We start from the raw sequence: 24,570 nt of genomic DNA on the forward strand, positions 1-24,570 counted from the left end.
TATTATTGAACTGCATTTAAATTTAACCTAACATCATCAGCGTTAGCCTGATGATATCATCAAAAACAGCTTTTTCGGTAGTTGATTTTGCGGTTACCTGCATTCCCTTTACCGTGTTGGAGATGGATCGGGCAATTGCCCTGGTATCCTGCGCTTTACTGATCTCTCCATTTTCCTGCCCTTTTTTAATAACCCGGTAAAAGATATCTTCTACCTGTTGATCATTCCGGCAGATCATTTGTTTCACTACCTCATCATGCGGGGCAACCTCCACTTCGGCATTCACCATGAAACAGCCTTTTCGGCTATAGTCGCCCAGAAGTTCATCAGCAATAAATTCCAATATCTGTTTGATGATTTCTTTGGCAGGCAGGTCGCTGCCTGCAATCTGGGATATTTTAGCAGATGCTGTGCATTGATAACATTCCAGGGCTTTAATAAACAGGGTGTGCTTGTCGCCATAAGTATCATACAGGCTCGACCGGCTGATACCGAGCCCGTCAACAAGATCCTGCATAGACGTACCATTGTACCCCTTTAACCAGAAAAGGTCAACAGCCTTGTTCAGCACCTCATTTTCATCAAACTCTTTAGTCCTTGCCATAATCGCGAATAGCTTTGCCTAATAATTAAGCAAAGCTATTAAAAAGCTATTAACTTGAACGTCAGGAATCAAGAAACAAGAGACAAGAACCGAGAAAAAACTTGCTTTACCTTGAAAAAGCCCTTCAGAAAATGATTCTTGACTCTTGATTCTAATATCTTGACTCTAAGCCTTACCGTACACCGCCACCGGCCAGCAGGGTTTCGCCGGTTAACCAGCGAGACTCTTCCGAAGCCAGGAATACGGCTACCAGCGCTATATCTTCTGGTTGACCAATACGGCCCAGGGGTGCTGTGCGTTCTGTTTCGGCCTGAAAATCACTACCGATGAAGCCCGCGGTATGTGTGCCTTCGGTTTCTACCATACCTGGATTAATGGAGTTAACACGGATCTTTTTAGGACCTAATTCTTTTGACAATACATGGGTAATGGCATCAACCGCGCCTTTGGTAGCTGTATAAATAGAGCTGCCTATCGGAGCTATGCTGCTCACTACCGAACCAATATTGATGATGCTGCCACCGTCTGCATTAAAGCTTTTCAATGCGCCTTGTGTGGTAAGCAATAAGCCCAGTACGTTAGTGTCAAACTGATTGTGAAAATCTTCGGCACTAATTTCTTCAATAGCACCGAATTTATAAACGCCTGCATTGTTTACCAGGATATCAACCGCGCCAAAAGCTTTGGTAGTTTCCTCAAACAAACGGCTGATATCAGCTGCTTTTGAAACATCGCCCTGAACAGCTATAGCTTTACCGCCGTTACTCACAATTTCTTCTACCACTTTATCGGCACCAGCTTTTGCCGAAGCATAATTAACTACAACAGATGCTCCTGCTGCTGCCAGACTTTTGGCTATACCTGCACCAATACCTTTTGATGCCCCTGTTATAACCGCTACTTTATTTTCTAATTTTTTCATTTTAGGAATGATTAATTTTCTTATTTGGAATAATCGTTCCGCAAATATATATCATATCGGAACAAACGTTCCGTTTTGATCGCAATATTATGCTGGCATGACAAATGGCGTTTTTCCCTTAAGTTTTTGATGGAATAATATCACTGTAAGGGCCTAAGCGTTCGTGGGAAACACCGTTAGGCGGGGTAATTCAGCTTAGTCCATAAACAATAAAGCAGATGCTGATTTGAAGTATTCCAAATCAGCATCTGCTTTATTTTAAAACTGACAATAAATAAGTTGGCTATCCGGATTGATCAACCGATGATCATAATTTATTTACCTCTTTGATCGCGTTATTCAATACGGTAGATATAAAGGTGCCCCGCCGCCGATCTAAACTGGCAGTAACCAGGGTGTGAGGCGCGATAGGCGATGATAGCTTTTCAGCTGTTATTACGGGCAGCTGGTAATAGGCATTTTTTTCATTTTCCAGGTCGATTGTCCATTTCGCTTTTAAGTTTTTGCGGAATGTGTCACCTACATAGCGCGTAACCAGATCTAATAAGTCTTTATTTTCCTGTTTAAGAATGTCATCAGTCGATTCAAATTTTGTGAGCAGCCAGGCTTCTATCTCATTAATGGATTGCACAGAATAATCAAGATCTTTCCCGGTTTCCTTTTTAAAGAACGCCTCAAAAACATCTAATTTATCCGACATTAAAAACAACCACTCCTCAAAATCATTTGTAGTTGGCATTTTCAATATCATCATCAAAACTGAAAGAATGACTACCTAACTATTTTTTCCCTACCAGAAGTTCAGTAGATAGATCCCAGCCATAGTCATCCTCTATTAATACCTCAAATTCCGCATTATCTTTTTTAATAAAGTTAAAACGATAATATACTTCCTCTTTATCTGTATCAACCTCTTCTGGAGTGCCCACACAAACCTGAAAATGGAGCACATAACTCCCGGACTCAACTTTAAAAGTATGATCTGTGTTTAGCGGATAATATTTGCCTTTCTTTTGTTCTTCTTCTAAGTTAACCTCTGGGTTTTCATACAAAAAGATGGATTCTGCCACAGTACTTATGCAAAATTCATTTACATCGGTTATCTCAAAAGGAATTAAAGCAGAACGTTGAGCATTCTCATCCTGAACCACCGTTGTAGAACTGTCAATTAAAAAGTAGCTCCCGAAGCTACCATCAACCAAAGGGTCGAGTACGATGTAGTTTTTAGTCCATAGCATTCCAAACTCTACATTTTCATCGCCCCATTGTTCCAATTCCAAATCTTTCTTTATCGATCTAACTACTATTTGATTGTTAGATACTAAGGTGTTAATGTTAATCATATTAGGTTTTAATCTGTTATAATAATCTTCACAACTGTACCGTCAGGATAGTCAGACAATGCATTACCTATTGCGCTTCCTGCCCCCCTGTTATCACCAGGATTGATGTGCCTTACACTTGCTCCTTTTCCGCCTTCTTTAAACATAGCCATTGGCCATTCATCCCTATCTAAATTGGGCTTTGTTTTAACGCCTCTCAATGAGGTAGCTCTATTTGCCTTAGCCCCGTCCCTTTCAATTGTAACAACATTTGGCTTTCCTGAAGCTATTGCATCTTCAATGTGTTTGGCCGTTTCAGGATAATCGCTTTTGCTAATAGATACTTCAACAGTATGGGCTTCTCCCGTAACGTTTTTAACCTGCGCTTTGTTTGTATACCCATTATGTACCAGTACCCCATCCTCAGTAACAAAGTAATTCTCGTTATCTGCTACGTCAAAGTTATAAACTGTAGACACTTTACTGATAAGACCGATGTTTTTTATGGTTACTTTTCTACCGTCTATGAGCTCCAGTTCTTCGGCCGCGCTGATGTTTTGTATTTCGCGCCATTCGCCATTAACTAAAAACCGATGCTCTGGTGTAACCTGAAATATGGTGCCGTTGTCCAGCTCCAGCACAATCATGCTGAGAGTGGTACGGCGGTGTATCTGGGTAACCGGTTTCAATTCGCGTTGCCCGGTAGCTTCATTCATTGTCCATACCACCGAGCCAATGGCAATGGTTTCGATACCGACCAGGCCGTTACTGGTATGCACCTGTGTTCCTGCGGGGAAACAAACCAGCGAAGCTCCCTTGGCGGCAAAAATAGCCAGTACCAATTCCTGCCCACTGGCCAGCAGCTTATCGGTAGTGCTCATTTCTGGATTAGTCCAGATATCATATTGCCCTTTATAAGCGCCAAACATGCCCAAACCACGTAAACCCCGGCAAAGCCAGCTCATTTTGCCAAATAAAGTGGCCGGGTTAAACATATTCCCCATTTCGGCTTTGGCGACATTTAAAAACTCCGCACCGGCAGCCCGGAGGCCACTTGTTGCCGCGGTACCAGCCATGCTACCCATGCCGCGCCCAGCCAGGAAACCAAAAGCGAAATTGGCGATATGCCCCACATCATGCATGGTAGTGCTCATCATGGCCTCCCAAAAGGTTTCTTTAATGTCGATCATCACATTTTCGGCAGTACAACAAAGCTGACTTTGTTTTACTACCAAACCTTCATGACCATCAACGATCAAATTGGGTGATGGGTTTACCCATTGCCTGGAGCCGGCATTGCTTTTGCATTTCATGTAACCTATGCCAATGGCCAGCAGTAAAGCCCCTCCTATAATCGCGGCCAGTGCCCAGCCAGCAACAGGCACAGCCATTAATGCCAACGCAGCCACCAACAAACCGGCAATAGCGCCGGCCATAAAGGCCATGCTTCCTAAACATACGAAAACATTATCCTTCATGGTATCCCTGGTATTGGCTACCAAATTACCGCTGAAAATGGCAGTTCTACTTTTGTCCACTTTCATCTGCTTAAACATGGCGCCTTTAGGGCATACCAGGTAATGCTTTTCTGTTAACCACTGTAGATCCTCAGCCATAACTTTAAACGCTTTCAAGATTTAAGTATAAATCTGATTTATAATCATTATTCAGTTGCTCAAAAACCTTCATCTCGGCAGTTAGCAGGTTGTTATCATTATCCCTGGTGAAACTGGCTTGGGTGTAATGCTTAATATCGAATTCGGTTTGTCCGGTTACCTTAGAGAGCATATTTTTATCAATGCGGCCTTTATCATCTAAAGATGATTCTGTATTAACCACATAACCGCTATCCAGCTTCTCGGTAGTATAAGTTTGCTTCAACGGAACCATAAAACCAATGCCCATACGGTCGCGTTCCTGCCGTTGCTGTTCGTAGGTTACGTTATCTGGCCGGGCATTAAAAGCATATAAAAAAAGATGCATGAAATGGGTATTGGACAAATTTTCGATCAATTCCGGAGGGTTTGATAGTTCGCGATCCTTATTCCGGATAATTTCAAACGCCGCGATGGGATTGATTTGCATCAGCTCCTTTTTCAATTTATCCCATTTCGACCTGATCTCGGGCAAATTAAGCAAGCCCTTAATTGCTCCGCCGCTATTAATACACAGGTGCTGCCTGCTATATATATAAGCCAGTTTATTTACGTATTCAATCAACTGATAGGTGTTCGGATCGTAATATTCCGTTAGTTTAACATCATGCTCTTCCAGCACGTATTCCTGTAGTTCGGGCTTGGGTGCATGCTGGCCATAGCCCGAAAGAACATAGGTTCCGACGGTAGTGAAACTATCCATCATACTGAGCATTTTTACATTACCACGAACCGTGAGCTGATATTTATTTTCAAATACTTTTTCCATGAATTAAGAATTAACCCGAACAGGCTTGCCGTTAATCTCGGTCGTTGCACCGGTTATGTTTACATCTTTCCCATTGAACTTAGCCGATGTTTCGCCAACGATAGACATTTCATTTTTTGAAGAGATGGATAATTTGGTTTCAAATTCCATGCTCCCATTTTTACTTGGAGCACCATCGCCGGTTAATTTAAAATCCTCAGCGGCTCGGATCTCAATGTTCTTGGCTTGTATAATGATCTGATCCTTCGCCTTATCCATAATGATCATCACATTACCGGTTTGCAGCTTTACGTTATTGTCGGCAGTGGCTGTTATAGCGTTATTACCATCAATGAATACGTGGTTTAGCCCGGTTTTATCTTTCACGAGGATACCTCCGCCGTCATCCAACGAAATAGTATGCCCGCTTTTGGAGGTAAGACTTTTACTGTTATTGCTGGCGCTACCCCCACTGCTGTTTTTACCATGAAAAACACTACCCATCACAAACGGGCGGGCGATGTTTCCTTCTTCAAAGGCCACCACTACCTGGTCGCCTTTTTCGGGTATAAATACAAATCCGCGGTTTTTGCTAACCTGACCAGAGCTTCCGGCATCAGGTGTCATCACCCGCAGCCATTCGGTCACATCGTTGGATTGGCATTGCCATTTAAACTGAACTTTAATGCGACCTGTACCGTCGGGATCGGCATTGTCAATTACATTAGCCAATTGCATATCCGGGTTGGGTTTGACGGCCTCATTCACCGGTAGGCGTTCTGTATCGGCAGTTACACCTTCAAATGTATTCTGGTAATGGCCCACACCATCTACCTGGTGATAAACTGCCGTAACCAGGAACTTGCCAAAATCCTGCAGCTCAAAACTAGTGGCTCCGCGCATGCTGGTGCTTACATTCAATATCTTGCCTAAGCCTACCTGCGGGTTATCGCCATTGCCTACAATATTCACCAGTTCGGCTATTTGTGCCTTTTGCTCATTGTTCACAAAATCACTGATCTCCTTTTGGGAGTTTACCCGTACTTCCATCGGTCCATTGAAAACTTTGCTGAACACTTTGTTCGAGGCATCTATCGCATGCGATACGTCCGGGTTGCCTCCTGCACCACCTTGTGGTTCGGCTTTAAGTAGCTCATCCTGTTTGGGGTTATAGGCAAACTTGTTTTGTTTAAGCGGGGCTATCTGCATGGAGTATTGCAGACTGTGCAAATCGCGGCCGTAGATCAGCTTTACTTCTTCCAGTTTATCCGGTTTGCCGAAATTCAGTTTTTGACCGTCGTAATAAAACCACTCATAATACTCCGCCGAAAGCCGGTTGATAAAATCGTAATCGCTTTCGCGGTATTGGATGATATAATCAACTGGTGCCGTATTGGTGGGCTTGATGTTAAATTTCAGGTCGTTTTGGGGTGCATCCTGCGTGGCCAGTTGAATGATCGTTTTCAGATCTTTGTTCAGGTACGATCCCAGGTCGGGCCCGCGGTCTATCAGTATCCCCGGACTAAAACCGCTGATCAGGATATCGCCATGAAAACCGTGGCTTTGCGATAGCTCTACCTTAGTTATGATGCCGCTAAATATGTTTTCGCTCCCGCTGGCTACACCAAATTGTACTGTTATGTTTTTCCCGATAAAGTCTTTGGAGTTTTGCAGCGTTACCTGGTTATACTCCTCAACCTGGTCGTGGTTAAATCGTAACTGAAAGGTGTGGTGCTCGTTAAAACGCTGATCAAGGTTAAATGTTGAAAAGTGCGTTATCGCAGTGCCTTCTATGTTGATATCAACTATTAATTTCTTTTCCATAAATTCAGGTATGTAAGCCCAAGACTTATAATTTAATTAGCCAAAGGCGGAAATAATGTATGATTGCTTTTTGTTTTTTTAAAGCAAGTTTGTTTAAGATTTAGTTATCATTTTTTATTTGTTTTACAATGTTTTGATCAAAGTTGTTCTATTCATTTTTCACGTCATAAATTAGGATGCTTTAGCCCCGCGAAAACCACACATCGCCTATCTTACCTATCGAGCGGCTTTTATTAGTTGTTAAAGGTTTAAAATTCAGTTCCTGTTCGCTGGCCTTTAAAAAACTGACCAGTATCTCATGTTTTGCCGGATCGAACTTTCCGGAATCGAAGTTATAATTCGACAGATCCATCTTCTTGCCGTCCCGGAAATGAAAACTCATAGACACGGTACAATTTTTTGTTTGCAAATAATTAAAGCTATAAAAGCCCTCCAGATCTGTTTTCAGATAATGGTATAGCTTATCATTTACCTTAAAATCTATATGATCGTTGCTAAATGATATAACAACCCGTTTACTTAATCTTGAAAATATAAAAAGCATCAAACCAAAGCCTACCACAAGCCCAATAAGCTTACCACCGGCTATGCCCAGCTGTGTAAATACCGTAGCTATTCCAATAATAACCGGTCCGACTATTAAAAGGCCTATTATTATAAAAACGTAGGGTTTAATTAAAACAACTTTTTCAAATACAAACTCGTTATTCATGTAAATTTTATTGCGTTGCAGCCATAACACTTATTCCTTTACCCGGATCTTCCATTGCTTTGGCCAGTTCCTTTCTTGAATCTTCTGAAAAATAGGTTGCTATAAATGGGAAAAAGAAAACAATAAAACTTCCTGTTTTTACCGAACCAGAAATTGCTTCGTTAACGCTTTCTGTTTTAACCTCCTGCACATCTTCAACCATTTTCCCCAGATCACGCGGGCGTACCACTTTATTTCCGTCAACCGATCCTTTGATCATGCTATCGGGATATTTTCCATCACGTATATTTGATACAATTTCAATTGCCTTGGGATTTTTCCAAAGATCGCGCTGGTTAACGCCCTTCAGTGATTCCAGATCGCCGGATAAACTTTTGCTTAATTGATAGTTGTTGTAATTGTCTTTTATACCGGTAACATATCCTGAGGGACTGTACGTTAAAAGGTCGCCTAAATTGGCCGGATCATCTGGTAATGTATTTTGCGGATGTTTGACAAACTCAGGAATCAGTTCATTTTCGTCAGTTTCATTGACGGATTTGTACGATTCATTATCCTTCATGGAGTTATTCCGGATCACCGCTCTTTCACCATAAGTACCCCCTACAACGGCGGCGGTGCCGCCAACCATCCACGCGGCCATTTTTAAAAACCCAAGCTCCGTAAAGCCGTAAACGCTGCCAAGGCCTGCAAAAAATGAAACAGCAGCATCCAGATAAACCTCTTTATTGTTGTTTGATGATATTTCTCCGGCAATTTTTTGTGCTGTCGCGAGATCAAATACGGGTGTTAGCATTCCCCCTTTTTCGCATTTCAATATCGATTTTTGGGTAATAGCCTGAGCCCCGTCTATTTTCACGGTTGGGTGGCCGATATGCCAATCGCCTGCGCTTAAACCAGGTGTACATTTATTTTTCATTTGGGTGGCGTGGTATATCCCTATCCCAATAGCAATAGCACCTGCCGCCATAACCGCCCAGCCAATCGGCCCCGACAATATTAAGGCCGCGCCTAAAATTAACCCGGCACCCAAAGCAACGAAACTAAAAAAAGAGTGTTTCTCGGCCTTACAGGTAAACTGAACTTGAACGTTCTTGTCCTCTATGGTCATTAATGGGCGGGCATTACCGCTTTTATCGTATATGGTAGTTACCTTTGAACGCGTAATAATAAGCATTGATGGTCCGCTGCTTGTTTGAAAAGTGCAAACAGTATTAACCATATTTGGTATAAACGACTTGCTCATAACTTAACTTGTTTTAAACTACATTCGGTAGTTGTTTCGTAGTTATTTTTAACCCCTTCCGTTAACAGCGCCTTAGCTTCAGTTATCGCACCCGTTTGTTTGTCTATTTTCCTGGTAATATCATAGGCATAGAAATATTGGGTATAGCCATATTTAACAAAGGGTTTGTAATAGAAATCGTACTGATTTTCCATTTCATTTTCATCCAAACCATCCTTCACCAATTCGCCATGTGTATGAATGATGATCTGATTATCATCTTCAGACACCAGGTTATGTGTAAGCTCCACGGTAACCGGTATTTTTACAAAAATTTGCGAATTAAATTGGAGTATCTGACTGGGATCATCACTAACGTTCCGAAAATCATTGAATAAAATATGATAGAACATGACTTTATCATAGGTTTGCTTCAAATTCTCCTGATCCTTAAATTCAATATTGCCTGCATTGATCAGGTCGGATGCGCCCTTCTCGCTTTTTGCTTTTATATCGTTATAAAATTGGGTACGCGTTAGTTTGTCTTTAAAAACCTCCCATTTGTTATGAATTTCTTCTACGTTAAGTACTTCTGCTATTTCATTCCTGTTATTAAGTCTGAATTGCACATCTTCCTTAATGTATTCCAGATCCTTCATGGCATCAAGGGCAACCGTAAACTCAGCAGGCTGCATTTCATAAAAATAATCGGTTAAAGTAACCCCAACTATCGCAGGCTGATCGGGTTTTCTTTTAAACAGATATTCTTTTTTAGTGGTAGCATGGGAAATTACCTTATCCTCCACCCGGGTCACATTCAACTGATTACACCTGTATCTTAGCTGATCGGGCTGCTGGTTTTCGTCATCCTGACCTTTCGCTGCCTGATGCTGTAAAGTTTGGGGGTTTTCACTTACCAAACTTCCATCTTTATCAAAAAAACTAAACCTGCTGTTCGTCATAATTAATTAATATCTACCTCGCCGCCATGTATGGTATGCAAGCCTTTGGTAACCGATGAAATACTACTTTTTGCATCAATAGCAACAGTTTCAGTTGCCGATGTGGTGATGGCTTTACTGGTAGTACCAACACTTGTTGTTCCGTTTATGTTTATAACAACTCCTTTTAGGTCAATGGTGCCATCCTTATTCAATGTGAGCGAACTTTGGCCGGTTTTTATAGTAACCGTTTTATCAGATAGTAACGTAATCGACCCGTCATCATTTTTTACTTCAATAAAATTGGTGCCTGTTTTTTGAGTGATCACTTTGGCCGCCTGGGTTTGTACCGCACCTTGCTGTTCATGCACATGAAACATGTTGGCTTCAGAAGTAGCCAGGGCAAGTGAATGCACGCCATCATCAAAAGTTAAGTTACTACCACGCCTTGATGTCATTCCCTTAATATTGCTGTTGGTAAAGCCGCCGCTGTTTACATTATTGCTATGATAAACGCTTCCCATCACTACAGGCCGGGCAATGTTTCCTTCTTCAAAAGCTACAATAACCTGATCGCCTTTTTCGGGGACCACTAAAAAACCCCTATTTTTGCCGGTATCGCCGCTACCTGCGTTCGGGCTAACTACCCTCAGCCATTCGGTATCATCGTTCGACTGGCATTGCCATTTAAACTTTACTTTGATACGCCCCTGTTTATCCGGATCGTCATTATCAATTACATCGGCCAATTGCATATCCGGGTTAGGCTTGATGGCTTCATTCACCGACAGACGTTCGCTATTGGCAGTTACACCTTCAAATGTATTCTGGTAATGGCCTACCCCATCTACCTGGTGATAAACTGCCGTAACCAGGAACTTGCCAAAATCCTGCAGCTCAAAGCTAGTGGCTCCGCGCATGCTTGTGCTCACATTTAATATTTTGCCTAAGCCCACCTGCGGATTATCGCCATTGCCTACAATATTCACCAGTTCGGCTATCTGTGCCTTTTGCTCATTGTTTACAAAATCACTGATCTCTTTCTGCGAGTTTACCCGCACTTCCATCGGTCCATTGAAAACCTTACTGAACACTTTGTTCGAGGCATCTATCGCATGTGATACATCCGGGTTGCCTCCTGCACCACCTTGTGGTTCGGCTTTAAGTAGCTCATCCTGTTTGGGGTTATAGGCAAACTTGTTTTGTTTAAGCGGGGCTATCTGCATGGAGTATTGCAGACTGTGCAAATCGCGGCCATAAATCAGCTTTACTTCGTCCAGTTTATCCGGTTTGCCGAAATTCAGTTTTTGACCGTCGTAATAAAACCACTCATAATACTCCGCCGAAAGCCGGTTGATAAAATCGTAATCGCTTTCGCGGTATTGGATGATATAATCAACTGGTGCCGTATTGGTGGGCTTGATGTTAAATTTCAGATCGTTTTGGGGGGCATCCTGCGTGGCCAGTTGAATGATCGTTTTCAGATCCTTGTTCAGGTATGAGCCCAGGTCGGGTCCGCGGTCTATCAGTATCCCCGGACTAAAACCGCTGATCAGGATATCGCCATGAAAACCGTGGCTTTGCGATAGCTCTACCTTAGTTATGATACCGCTAAATATGTTTTCGCTCCCGCTGGCTACACCAAATTGTACTGTTATGTTTTTCCCGATAAAGTCTTTGGAGTTTTGCAGGGTTACCTGGTTATACTCTTCCACCTGATCGTGGTTAAATCGTAACTGAAAGGTGTGGTGCTCGTTAAAACGCTGATCAAGGTTAAATGTTGAAAAGTGCGTTATCGCTGTTCCTTCTATGTTGATATCAACTATTAATTTCTTTTCCATAATTCGGTAAATGATCCCTTAGTCTTTAAGCGGCCAAGGGCAGAAGTAGCTTATAACTTTATACTGGCCCTTTATCTTCCCAAACACAAAACCGTATGAAGTTTCTTTACCATTTTTTTGTTCGTACTGCTGTTGCAGCTCATATAAGGTACTGCCTTTGTCAGTGGCCTTTTTTAAGGTGTTGTAGTAATTTTCTGTTATCGCTTTATCAATTTCAGACAAATCCTCCTCCCTGCTTTGGGGTATCAGCCGCAAGGCATCTTTACTAAAAATAGTTCCTTCGTATTTCGGATACTCAGCAACACTCACCAGTCCTTCTGCGGGATTTATGGTTGTCGCCTTCAAATCCTCGGCCGTCCATTGCGGCAGCGTTTGCAGGGGGAAGTAAAACATTGTTTTTAGTTGTGTTTTATCACCTTTTTTTACCGCGGCTTTAAACTTTTTAAGAAATTCCCTAAACTGTTGTTCGTCATTATTTTTAGCGGAAATACTGGTTTTAACAATCTTATCAGCCTGCTGTATGTTAGCCGCACTATCCGTTATTTGGTTTTGTACAGGTGTATTACCCTTGCAACCCATGGTTGTACAAGCCAATAAGATAAACTGGCAAGCTAAAATATATGTGATCTTTTTTATCATGATCAACTTCTTGGTATGCTGATAATGGCCCTATCTTCCATTCTTTTTAATATGACCGCGGCACCCAGTTGCTGCGATACCGCGTTGGCATCAAAAACACGATCCTTAACATATTTACCTTTGGTATAATGGTTACAGAAACTCCAGAGATATGGACTGTGTAATCCTTTGCCGGCATAACCAAAACCATTGTAACCCTCCAGTTTTTGTAATATGAAAGGCAGGCTCCAGTTGTTCACCTTATCGTATTTCATGAGTTTAAGCGCATCGACAGCGCTCTCTTCAAAAGTAAATGGCGGACCATGCCCAACCTTCGGCCGGTGCGCAGGTACCTGTACTGTGTAACCAGTTAAAGGATCGCCGTTATGTAAATGTTTTTTAAAACTGAAAGAACATTCCAGGTAATGTACGCAGGCTATAAAATACCAGGGGATAGAAGAGCCGCCACCAAAAAAATTAACCGGTGAATAAACATCGCCACCCAACAAACTGGTACTGTTAAAAAAGTTATTGCCAAAAATAGTATTGGTTTGCGGTTGCGCACCCACATTCAACAGGCTGTTGGGTTGTGCCGCGCCAATTGTTGGCAAACTGAGCGAACCCGCGCTAAACCTGTCAAAATAAGAAGTATAGCTGGAAGCAAACAGGTTTCTGTTTGTCGGCGGAAACAACATGCCATTGCCTAAACGAACCAGGCTTGATATGTTTTCGTACCGGTTACGGTTTACGGTTACATTTTCATCAATCACTTTATCAACCTGGGCAATTTTTTCTTTGGCAATTACACAGGTATTAAAAAGCAACAGGTATTCCATAGCCGTTGGGATGGATGACTTTTTTACCTTTTTTTTTGTGGTAGGTACAGGGGCACGCGTTATTCTTTTCTTCTTTTTCATAGGTGTATCAAAGAAATAAATAAGAACAAACTAAAAAAATACGGAGAAAATACTTTTACTTACTTTCTCCGTATTTTCAGTTCATATAAAACAACGGCTTATTTAGGCCAATCGTTTTCGTGCTGGGCATTGCCCATTTTTAGTTTGCGTGCCGATATAACAAAGCTTAATGACATTGGATTGTTTCCAATGATAGATATACCTTCGTTATACTGGATAATGTAACCTTCTTCAAAGTTCAACTCCTTCATTTTGGCGTCTTCGTCTGATTTTTTAAAGGTAATAGTTCCGTTAATCGGTTTGTATTGATTATTAACCATTGATTCGATAACCGATGTATCCTCAGTTGATTCAACCTCAACTTGTATGGTACCACCGTAAACACCAGATGACGGACGGCCTTTTGCGTCCACATCCCTGTTTAATGAAAAGCTGCACTGCAGCACATCAAATTCCTTTGATCCGAGATTAATTCTTGCTTTGAAAGCCATGGTTCTAAAAATTTTAAATTAAAAAAATAACAGGGTGCCTAAAGCACCAGCACAATTTGGTCAAAAAAATTAATTAGTTTAATTTTTGCCCGGCCAGTCATTTACATGCTCGGCACTACCTAATTTAAGCTTGCGTGCAGAGATCACAAACTTTAGGCTCATTGGAGTGGATCCAGTAATGTCAATCCCCTCAGAATACTTCACGATGTAACCATCCTCAAAAGAAAGCTCTTTCATTTTAGCATCTTCTTCAGATTTTTTGATCAGCAAAGTACCTGCAATAGGTTTGTACTGGTTGTTTACCATCGACTCGATGATGGAAGTGTCTTCGGTTGATTCGATCTCGATATCGATCGTACCACCATAAACGCCAGAGGAAGGGCGTCCTTTTGAATCAACATCGCGGTTAAGCGCATACGAGCAAGTAAGTACATCGTAATCCTTGCCCGAAAAATTTAATCTTGCTTTGAAAGCCATAACGATAAATTTTAAAGGTTAATAATTTAAAAGAATACAGTTTTTCTGTATTCTTAATAACTACAAATAAGAATTATTATTGTTTCGGGAAATATTATTTTTTTATCAAATAAGCTTTAACCCAAACGAATATAATTTTTGCAGCCATTTTTTGCTGTATTCGTTTTGCAGGGAGTATAAATGCCCTATGGTGCTGGTATGTACAGGCTTTATCTGGCGTTTTTCGAGGATGCCTTTTTTTATAGCCAGATAGGTAGGATGTTGATTTTTTTGCCAGTCGTCCCAGGCGGCTTCATCCAGTATAGATATTATTCTGGCAGTTTTTCCACTAAAGTTAATATCCATACGCCCGGCAGAACTTATAAATACCTGATCGGGCATAAATATGCGGTCAAAAAAGCCTTTGATGCGGGTATTGATGGAGTCTTTATAAACAGGGCAAAAAATAGCGATATGCGTGGCCCATTTTAACATGTTGATAGATTGCAGCAGATCGGGCTCCGTATCGGTATTGGGCAGGGCAAACTGTTTATTGGGATTAAACTTCAGATCGGCAATAACCAACTCTTTTACGACACACTGGGCGGCTTCTGCCCCATCTTTATAAGCGCCGATTAATGCGGCCGTGTTCTCGCCTTTATTAATGTCTGCATTAATGATCAATAGCTGCCTCATTGGCTACAAACATAGCCAGTATTTAACAATAAATAAAGCTGAGGGCGAACTTAAATTAACATAAAACAAATGAGCCATTTAACGGGTGTTAAATGGCTCATTTGCGTTTGTTATTGTTGCTTATATTCGGTATCCCAGGTTGTGCTGGCATCCTCACCCTTCTGGCCGTCTAACTTCACTACGAAGCTTTTGGCCGGGAAGTATGGAGTAATATTAATATCCAGATGGATGCGGTCTTTCTGCTGCTCATCGCGTTCAAAACGTACTATCTTAAAACGTTCAATCAACCTGTCAGGACCCTGAATATTATCCAGGAATTTTACGATCTGCGAACGAAGATCCTGCTCAGTTTTGGAGTTCCAGTTTTCAAAAGCGCGACGGTTCAAAAAGTCGAACAATACTTTAGTGATATAATCAAATACGCGAACTACAGAGTAGGTTTGTAAACCTATATTATCGCCATTGAATAATGTTTTGGCCGAAAATGCCATTACCTTACCGTACTCATTAACCATAGGCACCAGTCCTACGCGCTCCAGGTGTGATATTTCGCTTTTCTTCAAATCAAACCGTACACCGTCAACCTCATTTACAGCACCGTGTTTTTTACCGGCGGTAACCTGCGACATTAATGTATAGTACATTTTACCGGCTAATGCCGCCGAGCCTGGTATATACAGATCATCCACTTCTCCGGCTTCCGATACCTTACCACGGCCTACCAGCCAATTACAAGTCATGATGGTGTTTGATTTAAAGGCATCGCCGCCTGTTAAATTAGCCGCGGTAAATAAGTCTACCACATCATCGGGTTGTTCCAGATCGGCAAAATCGGTAACTAACATCACCTTGTTATCATAAGCTATTTTTGACCAGCGCTCCACTACTTTATTGGAACCCAGGTAACCCGGGATAACCAGTATGGAATAGTTTTGACGCAGATCCAAACGATCGTAATTTTGTTTTAACTCGTTGGCGGTAAATTCAATGAACCTTGGATTGTCCAGCTCTTTCAACTGATCAAGCGAGGCATTCATCACCACCACATTTTTCAATTTATCAGCCTCGGTATTTTTATAAAACAAATGAACCGAGCGATAAGCCTGCTCAAGCTCACGTGTGGCTTGCAGGGTATTTAGTAAATTGTGATTTAAATTCTCTTCGGTGCTTTTGAGGTTTTCGGTACTTTTTTCGACGATACTACTTACCGAATCTCCGTTTTCTAAAGCATCAATCCACTGGTTAAGCTTTAATTTTAACTCTTCGCGCTCTGTTTTCTTTTCATCGTCGGTTAAAAATATCTGTTTGCGGGCTTTGCGTTCGGGATTAAGGTTCTGTAAACCTTCAATTGTAGCTTCCAGCAGGTCGAAACCACCTACACGTGAAAGTTTATCAAGACTTGATGATAGCGATAGCTCCTCTTTTTCTTTTGGTTTATAAGCCTGACCAGATGACTGATCATTAAGTATCTGCTCGTTGGGTGTTGCCATGATCGTGTTTTTATTTGTTTAGGTATTATTGCTCCAACTCTTTAACTATACCCTTCAGCGCGTCAATAAAAGCCTGTTTGGTTTCGGCATTATCAAGAGTTGTTTTTAATGTTTTGTTTGTTTTTAACTGCTTAATGATATTCTGATACATTTCGCGCTGAATATTGAGCTTACGCAGATAATTACTTTGCTGAACCAGTCTTTTCGGAGCAAAATCGCCCAGGTTGTCAAAATGAAAGGTTTCGTTGATGTTTGATCCGTCTATTTTATCAAACGCTACATTAACTTTGGGTTTGTAGTGTCCAAATACCTCTTCCACATTTTTCAACCCTTCAACCTTTTCGGGTCTAAGCGGTTCATTATCTGTTAGTTTTTGGATAAATAATGTTTTATTAGGGGCTATATCATTAAATGCTTCTGAGGTATCGACTTTCTTCTCGTTTCCTCCTATTTCGTAGTTAAACATAGTTTCTTAATTAAATGATAAGTATAGAATTGTAAATATTAATAATGTAATTATTTGTAAATTGTTTTCGCTGTGCCTTAATTCTTTCAAAAAGAGTTACTTAATATCCCATAACAGCTCATCGGTGCCTGTATTTTTGCTTATGATCACGCTATTTCCCTTTTTTAACTCTCCGGAAATAATATATCGCGATATAGGCCTCCGGAGCTGATTACGGATTACGCCCGATAATTGCCTTGCGCCATATTTAGGTGTAAAACCTTTCAAAGCCAACATGCTCTTGGCTTCGTCACTGATCTGCATACCAATGCCCATTTTTTCGAGTGCCTGAACCAGGCTTTTAAGTTGAATGTCGAATATCCGCACTACATTTTCTTCGGATATTGGCGCAAATGGTACAATTTCAGATAGGCGGGCCAGAAACTCCGGACGGAAATTTTTACCCATCACTTCCATTAATTGTGATGATGTGGGCATATTTCCTTTTTGTATCTCACCTGCAACCCATTCGCTGCCAATGTTAGAAGTAAACAGGATCAGCGCGTTTGAAAAATCACCTTCTTTTCCCAACCTGTCATGCATATGACCTTCGTCCAGTATCTGTAAAAAAATGTCGAACACTGAGGGGTGCGCTTTCTCGATCTCATCAAATAATACTACCGAGTAAGGCTGCTGGCGGATCTTATTCACCAGAAGGCCACCTTCTTCGTACCCTACGTATCCCGGGGGCGCTCCGTATAATAGTGCTGCAGAATGCTCTTCCTTAAACTCCGACATATCAAACCGGATCATGGCTTTTTCATCATTGAACAGGAACTCCGCAATTGATTTAGCCAGTTCGGTTTTACCCGTACCGGTTGGGCCCAATAAAAAGAACGAACCGATGGGTTGCCCCTTTTTATTTAAACCACTCCGCGATTCCAGGATAGCATCCGATACTGCTTTCAACGCCTGATCCTGCCCTACTACGCGTTTCTTTAAAAAGCCTTCCATGTTTAAAAGCCTTTCTTTTTCCTGCGCTTGTATCTTACCTAAAGGGATCCCTGTTTTATAGGATATAATGGCCGCGATATCCTGCTTATCCACAATTTCGGTTTTATTGCCGGCCAAAGTTTCCAGCTGACCTATATTCCGTTCGAAATAAGCATTGTATTCTTCTGGGGTTTCCAGGCTTTCCACCTGTGTTTCGTCTTCCAGTTGCCCCAGTAACACGGCGCTGATCTTATTACGAAGCAAGGAGTATAACCATTTGTAGGACGCTATCAGCTCGGGATCATCCTGGCTGTTTTTAAGCTCCCCAAAACGGGTACGCAGCTCGGCCAGGGAGGTAACCGAAGTATCGTTCATTAAGCGGATGGCGGCCATGGTACGGTCAAGCAGATCAAAAGCGGCATCGGGCAAGCGCCTGTCTTTCAGATAACGCTGTGCCAGGCGCACACATTCTTCAGCAGCATTATCATCAACTTTCAGGTTATGATGCGCCTCATAACGGGGCACCAGTTTTTTCAGCATTTTTATAGCTGTGGCCGTATCCGGCTCATTTACCTGCAACACCTCAAACCGGCGACTAAAAGCTTGTTCGGGCTCAATAACCTTCCGGTACTCGTCAATGGTAGTAGCGCCTATTACGGTTATTTCGCCACGGGCCAATTCAGGCTTCAGCAAATTGCCTACGCCTCCACCTATCGGCCCTTTATTGTCTAATAGTGTATGTATCTCGTCAATAAACAGGATAGCTTTGTCCAACTGCTTTAACTCCCGCAGAATATTTTTGAGCCTATCCTCGATCTCGCCTTTATAAGAGGCCCCGGCTATTAATGAGCCCAGATCCAACTCATACAACTGTACATTCTTTAATGAATCGGGTACCTGGTTATTTACAATATCCAAAGCAAAACCATCCACCAGGGCCGTTTTACCCACCCCGGCATCACCGGTTATCATCACATTGGGTTTTGTACGGCGGCTTAATATTTCCATTACCATACGGGTTTCCCGCTCTCGGCCAATAATGGGGTCAATCTTATCACGACGGGCCAGCTCGGTACGGTCGATACAATATTTCAGCAAAGCACTGTTTGACTTTTTTGGCGTATGCCCGCCGCTGTCATCATTCCCGCTTGTTTGCACCGCTTGCTGTATTTCCTCATTGCTCAGGTAAATATCCAACAGTTCCTTTTCTTTTACCGGGAACGATTTAAGCTGATTTACATCAAAACCCACATTTGGTTTAACCAATGCAATAAGCACACAAACCGGGGTTATCAGATCAACCCCAAGCTTAATACGCACGTTATCGGCCTCTTCAAATACCTGCCTAACGGCATTATTTCCCAGCATTTCGTCGGGTACAGTAATAGCCGGCGCATATTCTTCTATCCGCACATCGGCCCAATCCTGCACGTAAGCAGCATCTTTACCCAAAGATTGCAGCATTCCGCGCAAGCCCACCTCCTGGTGCATTATACCTTTTAACAGGTGTGCCGGGCCAAACTCCTTATGATGATACTCTTTCGCAAGAGATTGCGCCACCCTAATGGCTGTTTTTACTGATTCGCTGAGATTAACTACATTCATCCTATTGCAGGTTGGCCTGGGTTATATAAAAATAAGTTTTGCCGTTTGACGTAAAATGCTGGTTAACCAACACCGAACGCTTAACCTGTTCGCTGCTATGCACTAAAAATTTAATGTATCCCTCAAACTGTGCCTGAGGCATGTCACCTCTTAAATCGCCCACTTTGGTATTCTGGAAAGCATTTTTACCCGGCAAAGGCAAACCGGTAACCGTTTTAAAGTAGGTACCCAATGACATACTTTTAACGTCACCTCTTGATATCTTTTGATTTAATCGTTTCCGGAGGATATCAACGTAGTTTCTGAACAATTTTTTACGATAATCAGAAGCATCCTGCTGCAGGTTTTCACCTATCATTAATGACAGAATATCGGTTAGCTGGTTATACTCCTGTTCGTTTAATATCAACAGGTATTGCAATTGCCCCGGATGTTGGCTCACCACATTTGCCGGTAGCTGCGCATTAATAAAATACTTAAAGGCATTATGAGGCATGTTATTGCCCAGATCATTAGCTACCGGGCTTACCTGTGCAATTACCCCTGGTTGCACATAACGATTTTCTCGCCCGGTGAGCCTGAAAGCACTATCCAACGCATGCACCTGGGTATTAATGTCATAATCTGTCTCCCGCATCAAACGGTCGACTGATAAGCGCATGGCCTGGTTGGTTTTTACAACACCCTTTGGCGGGAAAACCACAGCGCCCTGTATCATACTGTTTTTGGGGTAATCCAGATAAAACGAAATCGAATCTGAAAGTGAAGTATTGAACTGCTGTATGTTGCTCAAACCTTCGCCCGTGATCATGCGTTGTTTTTTAAGATCGGCCAGTTTTACAGCTGATTGCGAAACAATTCGCCTTGCCTGTATCACAAAGTCATTATAGATAGGATTATAATCACTGAATACCTGTATGGCCAGTAAGCGGGCATCAGCAGCAGCTACCTGGTCAGCTTCATTGGCTATATCATCAGCATTATAATCGGCCGATCCGGTGGTGCCTATCAGTACTATCAGGTTAGTTTCGTTGGTATGGCCTTTAAATAGCGTCAGGGCCGTATTTATTCCTTCAAATACGGGCTGATTTTGCAGGGTAGTTCCACAAGCATTTGTTACAGATGCCTGTTTATCAAAATATTTTACAAGCTCCCGATAATCTGCCGAAAAGTTCATTTTATTGATACCACCGGATGGGCAATCCTGCGCGTTCCGGTATACTACGCCTCCGTACATCATTTGATTGCCTTTTGCATGGGCATTAAATATGTTTTCAAATGATTGTATAGTGCTGGTTATTCCCGAGAAGTAACTACGCATAGTGCTGCCACCATCAACCACAAAAACAACATTAATGTGATGGATGTTTTTACGTATGCTCAGATAATCCAGGTATTTAAGATGACCGCCTTTAACATTTAGAATACTATTGTTTGATTTATCATACACATCCGTTGCCAGCCCTATTCCTAACTTATCATTAGCGCTTAGTGCATTCCCTGTAATTACCGGTATGCTTCGCAATACAGGCTCATCCTGGCTTATCAGCGGATCAAATTTAAAGTAGGTGCTTGTGGCTGGCGGAGCTGATACCAATATGGCCTGATTAATAGCTGTCGCGGCTGAATCGTCGCCATCCATAGTATTTTTAGCTGAGCCAATGTATAAACGGTTACCCCAGTTGTGTAAGGCATCGGCTGCTACCCATCCATAAACACTACGGGCAGCGCTGTCAGCTACCAATTGTCCTTCAGACCCCACTAGCATTTTTTTACCATCATCCGATTTTTTAAATACATATACGATGTTATTTAACGCAAGCTTTGTTTTTTTACGCTCCAGCTCTGGTGAGGTGAATACATATAATGAATCTGTTTTATCATAATAAAAGTCGGGCATCAACATTGGGTTCTTACCGCTGATAACCGCTATGTATTTACTTGGATAGCTACCCTGATTAATGAATGCCGACTGCCACAGTAAAACTTTTGATTTACTGATCCAGCCATAGCTCTGGCTCGATTTTTTATTGGTGAGCTTGCGGCCCTGTACCATTCCTGGCTGATATTTGATCAATTTTATATAACCGTTCCGTTCTTCGCTTACATAAAAAGGATCCATGAACTTTAATTTTTTCATGACCAGGGTACCTCCTGGCGAGGTATAGGTATAATTCTCGTCTCGATCAGAGAAAACTATCCATGGTAAACTGGTTTTATCATCACTGTTATAGACATTGGTATTTTCATTCGGTTTTTCAAATGCAGCGGGCAGCGTCACTACTTTCTTACTGATGGAAACCGGCGACTGCGCGTTCACTGAAAAACAGGAAAACAGCAGTAACATTATTAGAATATTTTTCATTTTGGTATGTGCATATATTAGGTTCATTGATAATGGTTAATTATTTGGCCCGTCTTGGAGCTGCATTCGAGGTAGATGAATGCTGTTTGACAGTAAGCATGCTGGAGCAGCTTGATTTGGCTTTCAAGGTTACCTGGGCTTCGTCAATATTGATACCTCCGCCAAAAGTAAGGCGCATGCAATACGAGTAAAAGTCGGTTTGTTTACTATCGCCATTGGTTTCCAGGTTAACGGTCACCTTTTCATCGCCGCAGAAATATTTGTTGACGAGGTAATAGTAATTGGTATTAAAATCGGCGCCGTTGGCTATGGCTTGTAAATGAGCCCTGATATCGTCAACCACTTTGCGTTCGCCCTCGCCGGGTGTTACAATAGCATTAACTGTTGAATCGGGGTTTGATATCAGCATGCGGTGATAAATAGGGTGCTTGCTTTTATCGGTACTGAGTTTTATAAAATAGGTTCCGGGGTTATGATAGGTGTATAAAGCGGTAGCTCCCTTAACGTCAACCCTGCCGGTTTCGCCGAATGACCATTCGTATATCCGGGCATTGCCTTGTGCTTCCAGCCTGATCTGCTCATTAACTATACCTTGGGTAGGGCCATTAATAGTCATCAGGGTATCAACAGCTTGCGCGATGGTATCTTTAACACTTACCGGAAACTGCTGCTTTAAGGCTCCATCAACAGTAATCCGCACAATGTAATCGCCCGGGCGTTTAAATTTATAGCTCCCGTTTTGAACGTTTGATTTATCGCCATTACCGAACTCCCATACCCAACTTTTGGCATTAGTGGTATTATCAGAATACACCAGGTTTTCGTTCAAAAATATCTCGTCTTTTAACAACTTGGCATTAACGGTTCTTTTATCAAATAATGAACTTTTAAATAAAAAGATCAGTGCGGCAATAATGAGTATACCAACCATAATATACAAAAAGGCATAGGTTTGCCTGTTGGTATCCACGGGTCTGCCGCTGTTGTAATCGTCTTTCATTGGTTTAGAGGTTTATGTTTTTTATAGTGATGTGATGTTTTGCATTTATCGGCTGGAGCCAAGGCTTTGCTGCAATTGCCGGGTTGATAGTTTACAATCATCCAACAGTTTACTGAGCCGGTTTATGTCGCTGTAATTGCCGGTGAGTTCGCGCTTATCATAAAACAGGTTTTCGAACAGTTTTGACGCATGAATAAAACATTTATACCGGCTGTCATAAGGGCGGCGGTTATAATACGAACGTATAGCACCGATGGAATTTCTGATATCGTTCTCCAGAAAAAGTGCCTGTACATTAGGGTTAAACTTTACAATATGAGTGTAGGTGGTATCAACAGTGGGTATAGCCTGTGTAACCAGAGTTTCAAACTCCTCCTCGTCAGCTATCCGTTTGGAGAACTCATCTTTGGATATGGTTGCACCATCGTCATAATTATAAAATATGGCGGTACACAGTATGGATGATGTTATCAGAAACATTCCTAAAAACAAAAGGAACTTTTCTCTTCGCTCTTTTAAATTGAACTTTAGCATATCATTTAGTAATGTGAAAACCGGCCACTAAGCTTGCTGACGGCTGATTTATTTACTTTATTACACGACTCCAATTGCGTACGAAGACTTTCTATCTGGAAACGGGTGGTAAATAATGAATCTTTAACATTGGCTATAGTGGCAATATGGTTGCTTAATTTTTTGTACAAATCGAAACTTTTTAGCGGATAAGGATTGCTCTGGAGCTTATCAAGAATATGTTGATTACCCTCCTGAATATCATTAAGCAGGATATTTTGATTGTTCAGCTCCTCAGAATTCATTTTTGAATATTGCGATAGTTGTTGCATCCGCATCAGGATGAGCTCGAAACTATTGTTGATATCATTACGAATAGCTACTAACTGATCTGTTTCTTTCACTTTGGCATTCAACAGTACCATTTCGCGGCTTGAGGTTAAAAAAAAGAAATAAACCGTTACAACAGAAAATGCCAGAAGCCCGGCCAGGTATATGATAAAAATCCTGTAGGCGCGATTTAGGTCGTTTATATTTACGGGCTTCATTAAATATTTGTAATATTATTGTTAAGCGGCTATAATAATTTAAAATTAAAATGATTAATTATCAATATAAATTACTCAAAATAAAGGGCGTAATGAATATATTGTTAACCTTTAAAACATTTCTACAACTATTTTACAAAAGAAATGTTTATGAAAAAATGACTTTTTTTACCGCTTACTTATAAATTAAATATTTAATATGCCCAATCCTCTATATTTCAAGCCGTTAAGATTCGAAGACATTGGTCTGGGACGAGATATGCAAACGCAGGATCTGGGAGGTTCCATTTCACAATATATAGAGTTGATCATCTTTACCAGATATGGCGAACATCGTTATAATCCCGAGTTTGGCTGCGAGATATGGGATATGGATTTTGAGCTTATTCAGAGTGAAACTATCTGGGAAGAAAAACTCCGGCAATCGCTCCTCCGATCCATCAAAAAGTTCGAAAAAAGGATCTATGATATTGATATAGATGTGCACATCAGCGAGATCAATAAATTTTATCCCCTAAGAAATGTAAGTGAAATAAAGAAACGGGTGGAGATCATTATAAAAGGGAAGCTCAATAAAACCGGCGAGCATTACACTTTTACCACATCATTGTTTTTGAGTCCTTTATCCGCATAAAAACC

General features: G+C 41.6%; 24 protein-coding genes. 1 reads left to right on the forward strand and 23 read right to left on the reverse strand.

The annotated features are described in order from the left end of the window. Positions 1-22: 22 nt before the first annotated feature. From BLR84_RS26895 to BLR84_RS27005, 23 genes are all read right to left on the reverse strand, one after another. The gene (locus tag BLR84_RS26895; RefSeq protein WP_090473357.1) at positions 23-604 is read right to left on the reverse strand and encodes a TetR/AcrR family transcriptional regulator; all 582 of its coding nucleotides are present in this window, start codon (positions 602-604) and stop codon (positions 23-25) included. 172 nt (positions 605-776) lie between these two features. Then, complete coding sequence (locus tag BLR84_RS26900; protein ID WP_090473358.1) at positions 777-1,526, reverse strand: SDR family NAD(P)-dependent oxidoreductase; 750 nt, start codon at positions 1,524-1,526, stop codon at positions 777-779. 307 nt (positions 1,527-1,833) lie between these two features. Continuing rightward, on the reverse strand, positions 1,834-2,265 hold the full coding sequence (locus BLR84_RS26905) for a hypothetical protein (protein ID WP_143014007.1): 432 nt from the start codon (positions 2,263-2,265) through the stop codon (positions 1,834-1,836). A gap of 40 nt (positions 2,266-2,305) precedes the next feature. Beyond that, on the reverse strand, positions 2,306-2,869 hold the full coding sequence (gene comJ / locus BLR84_RS26910) for a competence protein ComJ (RefSeq protein WP_090473360.1): 564 nt from the start codon (positions 2,867-2,869) through the stop codon (positions 2,306-2,308). Positions 2,870-2,877: 8 nt separating this feature from the next. Further along, complete coding sequence (locus BLR84_RS30505) at positions 2,878-4,464, reverse strand: polymorphic toxin-type HINT domain-containing protein (RefSeq protein ID WP_218128506.1); 1,587 nt, start codon at positions 4,462-4,464, stop codon at positions 2,878-2,880. Positions 4,465-4,468: 4 nt separating this feature from the next. After that, the gene (locus BLR84_RS26920; protein ID WP_090473361.1) at positions 4,469-5,272 is read right to left on the reverse strand and encodes a hypothetical protein; all 804 of its coding nucleotides are present in this window, start codon (positions 5,270-5,272) and stop codon (positions 4,469-4,471) included. 3 nt (positions 5,273-5,275) lie between these two features. Further along, positions 5,276-7,075: a type VI secretion system Vgr family protein gene (locus tag BLR84_RS26925; RefSeq protein ID WP_090473362.1), complete on the reverse strand. Its 1,800-nt coding sequence runs from the start codon at positions 7,073-7,075 to the stop codon at positions 5,276-5,278. Positions 7,076-7,256: 181 nt separating this feature from the next. Further along, complete coding sequence (locus BLR84_RS26930; RefSeq protein ID WP_090473363.1) at positions 7,257-7,787, reverse strand: hypothetical protein; 531 nt, start codon at positions 7,785-7,787, stop codon at positions 7,257-7,259. A gap of 7 nt (positions 7,788-7,794) precedes the next feature. After that, a complete protein-coding gene (locus BLR84_RS26935) occupies positions 7,795-9,033 on the reverse strand; it encodes a PAAR-like protein (protein WP_090473364.1) in 1,239 nt (412 codons plus the stop codon). Beyond that, entirely contained in the window at positions 9,030-9,974 is a 945-nt protein-coding gene (locus BLR84_RS26940; RefSeq protein WP_090473365.1) for a hypothetical protein, read from the reverse strand. Before BLR84_RS26940 ends, BLR84_RS26935 begins: the two co-directional genes overlap by 4 nt. 2 nt (positions 9,975-9,976) lie before the next feature. Then, positions 9,977-11,794 (reverse strand): type VI secretion system Vgr family protein, encoded by a 1,818-nt coding sequence (locus BLR84_RS26945; protein WP_090473366.1) that lies wholly within the window; start codon positions 11,792-11,794, stop codon positions 9,977-9,979. Positions 11,795-11,812: 18 nt separating this feature from the next. Next, complete coding sequence (locus BLR84_RS26950) at positions 11,813-12,433, reverse strand: hypothetical protein (protein ID WP_090473367.1); 621 nt, start codon at positions 12,431-12,433, stop codon at positions 11,813-11,815. A 2-nt stretch (positions 12,434-12,435) separates the two neighbouring features. Further along, positions 12,436-13,329, reverse strand: a complete 894-nt coding sequence (locus BLR84_RS26955; RefSeq protein WP_090473368.1) for a hypothetical protein — start codon at positions 13,327-13,329, stop codon at positions 12,436-12,438. 98 nt (positions 13,330-13,427) lie between these two features. Then, positions 13,428-13,820, reverse strand: coding sequence for a type VI secretion system tube protein TssD (tssD, locus tag BLR84_RS26960; RefSeq protein ID WP_090473369.1), 393 nt, complete (start codon positions 13,818-13,820; stop codon positions 13,428-13,430). A 78-nt stretch (positions 13,821-13,898) separates the two neighbouring features. Beyond that, entirely contained in the window at positions 13,899-14,297 is a 399-nt protein-coding gene (gene tssD / locus BLR84_RS26965) for a type VI secretion system tube protein TssD (protein WP_076376521.1), read from the reverse strand. 105 nt (positions 14,298-14,402) lie between these two features. After that, on the reverse strand, positions 14,403-14,972 hold the full coding sequence (locus BLR84_RS26970; protein WP_090473370.1) for an NAD(P)H-dependent oxidoreductase: 570 nt from the start codon (positions 14,970-14,972) through the stop codon (positions 14,403-14,405). A gap of 110 nt (positions 14,973-15,082) precedes the next feature. Then, positions 15,083-16,462: a DUF5458 family protein gene (locus BLR84_RS26975; protein ID WP_090473371.1), complete on the reverse strand. Its 1,380-nt coding sequence runs from the start codon at positions 16,460-16,462 to the stop codon at positions 15,083-15,085. A gap of 25 nt (positions 16,463-16,487) precedes the next feature. Then, on the reverse strand, positions 16,488-16,928 hold the full coding sequence (locus BLR84_RS26980; protein WP_090473372.1) for a type VI secretion system contractile sheath small subunit: 441 nt from the start codon (positions 16,926-16,928) through the stop codon (positions 16,488-16,490). A gap of 96 nt (positions 16,929-17,024) precedes the next feature. Then, positions 17,025-19,505: an ATP-dependent Clp protease ATP-binding subunit gene (locus BLR84_RS26985; protein ID WP_090473373.1), complete on the reverse strand. Its 2,481-nt coding sequence runs from the start codon at positions 19,503-19,505 to the stop codon at positions 17,025-17,027. A gap of 1 nt (position 19,506) precedes the next feature. Next, on the reverse strand, positions 19,507-21,897 hold the full coding sequence (gene tssR / locus BLR84_RS26990) for a type VI secretion system protein TssR domain-containing protein (RefSeq protein ID WP_255367055.1): 2,391 nt from the start codon (positions 21,895-21,897) through the stop codon (positions 19,507-19,509). Positions 21,898-21,910: 13 nt separating this feature from the next. Beyond that, positions 21,911-22,870, reverse strand: coding sequence for a PKD domain-containing protein (locus BLR84_RS26995; RefSeq protein ID WP_090473374.1), 960 nt, complete (start codon positions 22,868-22,870; stop codon positions 21,911-21,913). 45 nt (positions 22,871-22,915) lie between these two features. Further along, entirely contained in the window at positions 22,916-23,404 is a 489-nt protein-coding gene (locus tag BLR84_RS27000; protein WP_176852167.1) for a type VI secretion system transmembrane protein TssO, read from the reverse strand. A 5-nt stretch (positions 23,405-23,409) separates the two neighbouring features. Further along, positions 23,410-23,931, reverse strand: a complete 522-nt coding sequence (locus BLR84_RS27005; RefSeq protein ID WP_090473376.1) for a hypothetical protein — start codon at positions 23,929-23,931, stop codon at positions 23,410-23,412. Positions 23,932-24,130: 199 nt separating this feature from the next. Between BLR84_RS27005 and BLR84_RS27010 the strand changes: the two genes are divergently transcribed. After that, positions 24,131-24,565 carry a GPW/gp25 family protein gene (locus tag BLR84_RS27010; RefSeq protein ID WP_090473377.1) on the forward strand — a complete coding sequence of 145 codons (435 nt, stop codon included), beginning with the start codon at positions 24,131-24,133 and terminating at the stop codon, positions 24,563-24,565. Positions 24,566-24,570: the final 5 nt, after the last annotated feature.

Origin of the sequence: Mucilaginibacter sp. OK268 (genome assembly GCF_900103125.1) — a bacterium.
GTDB lineage: Bacteria > Bacteroidota > Bacteroidia > Sphingobacteriales > Sphingobacteriaceae > Mucilaginibacter.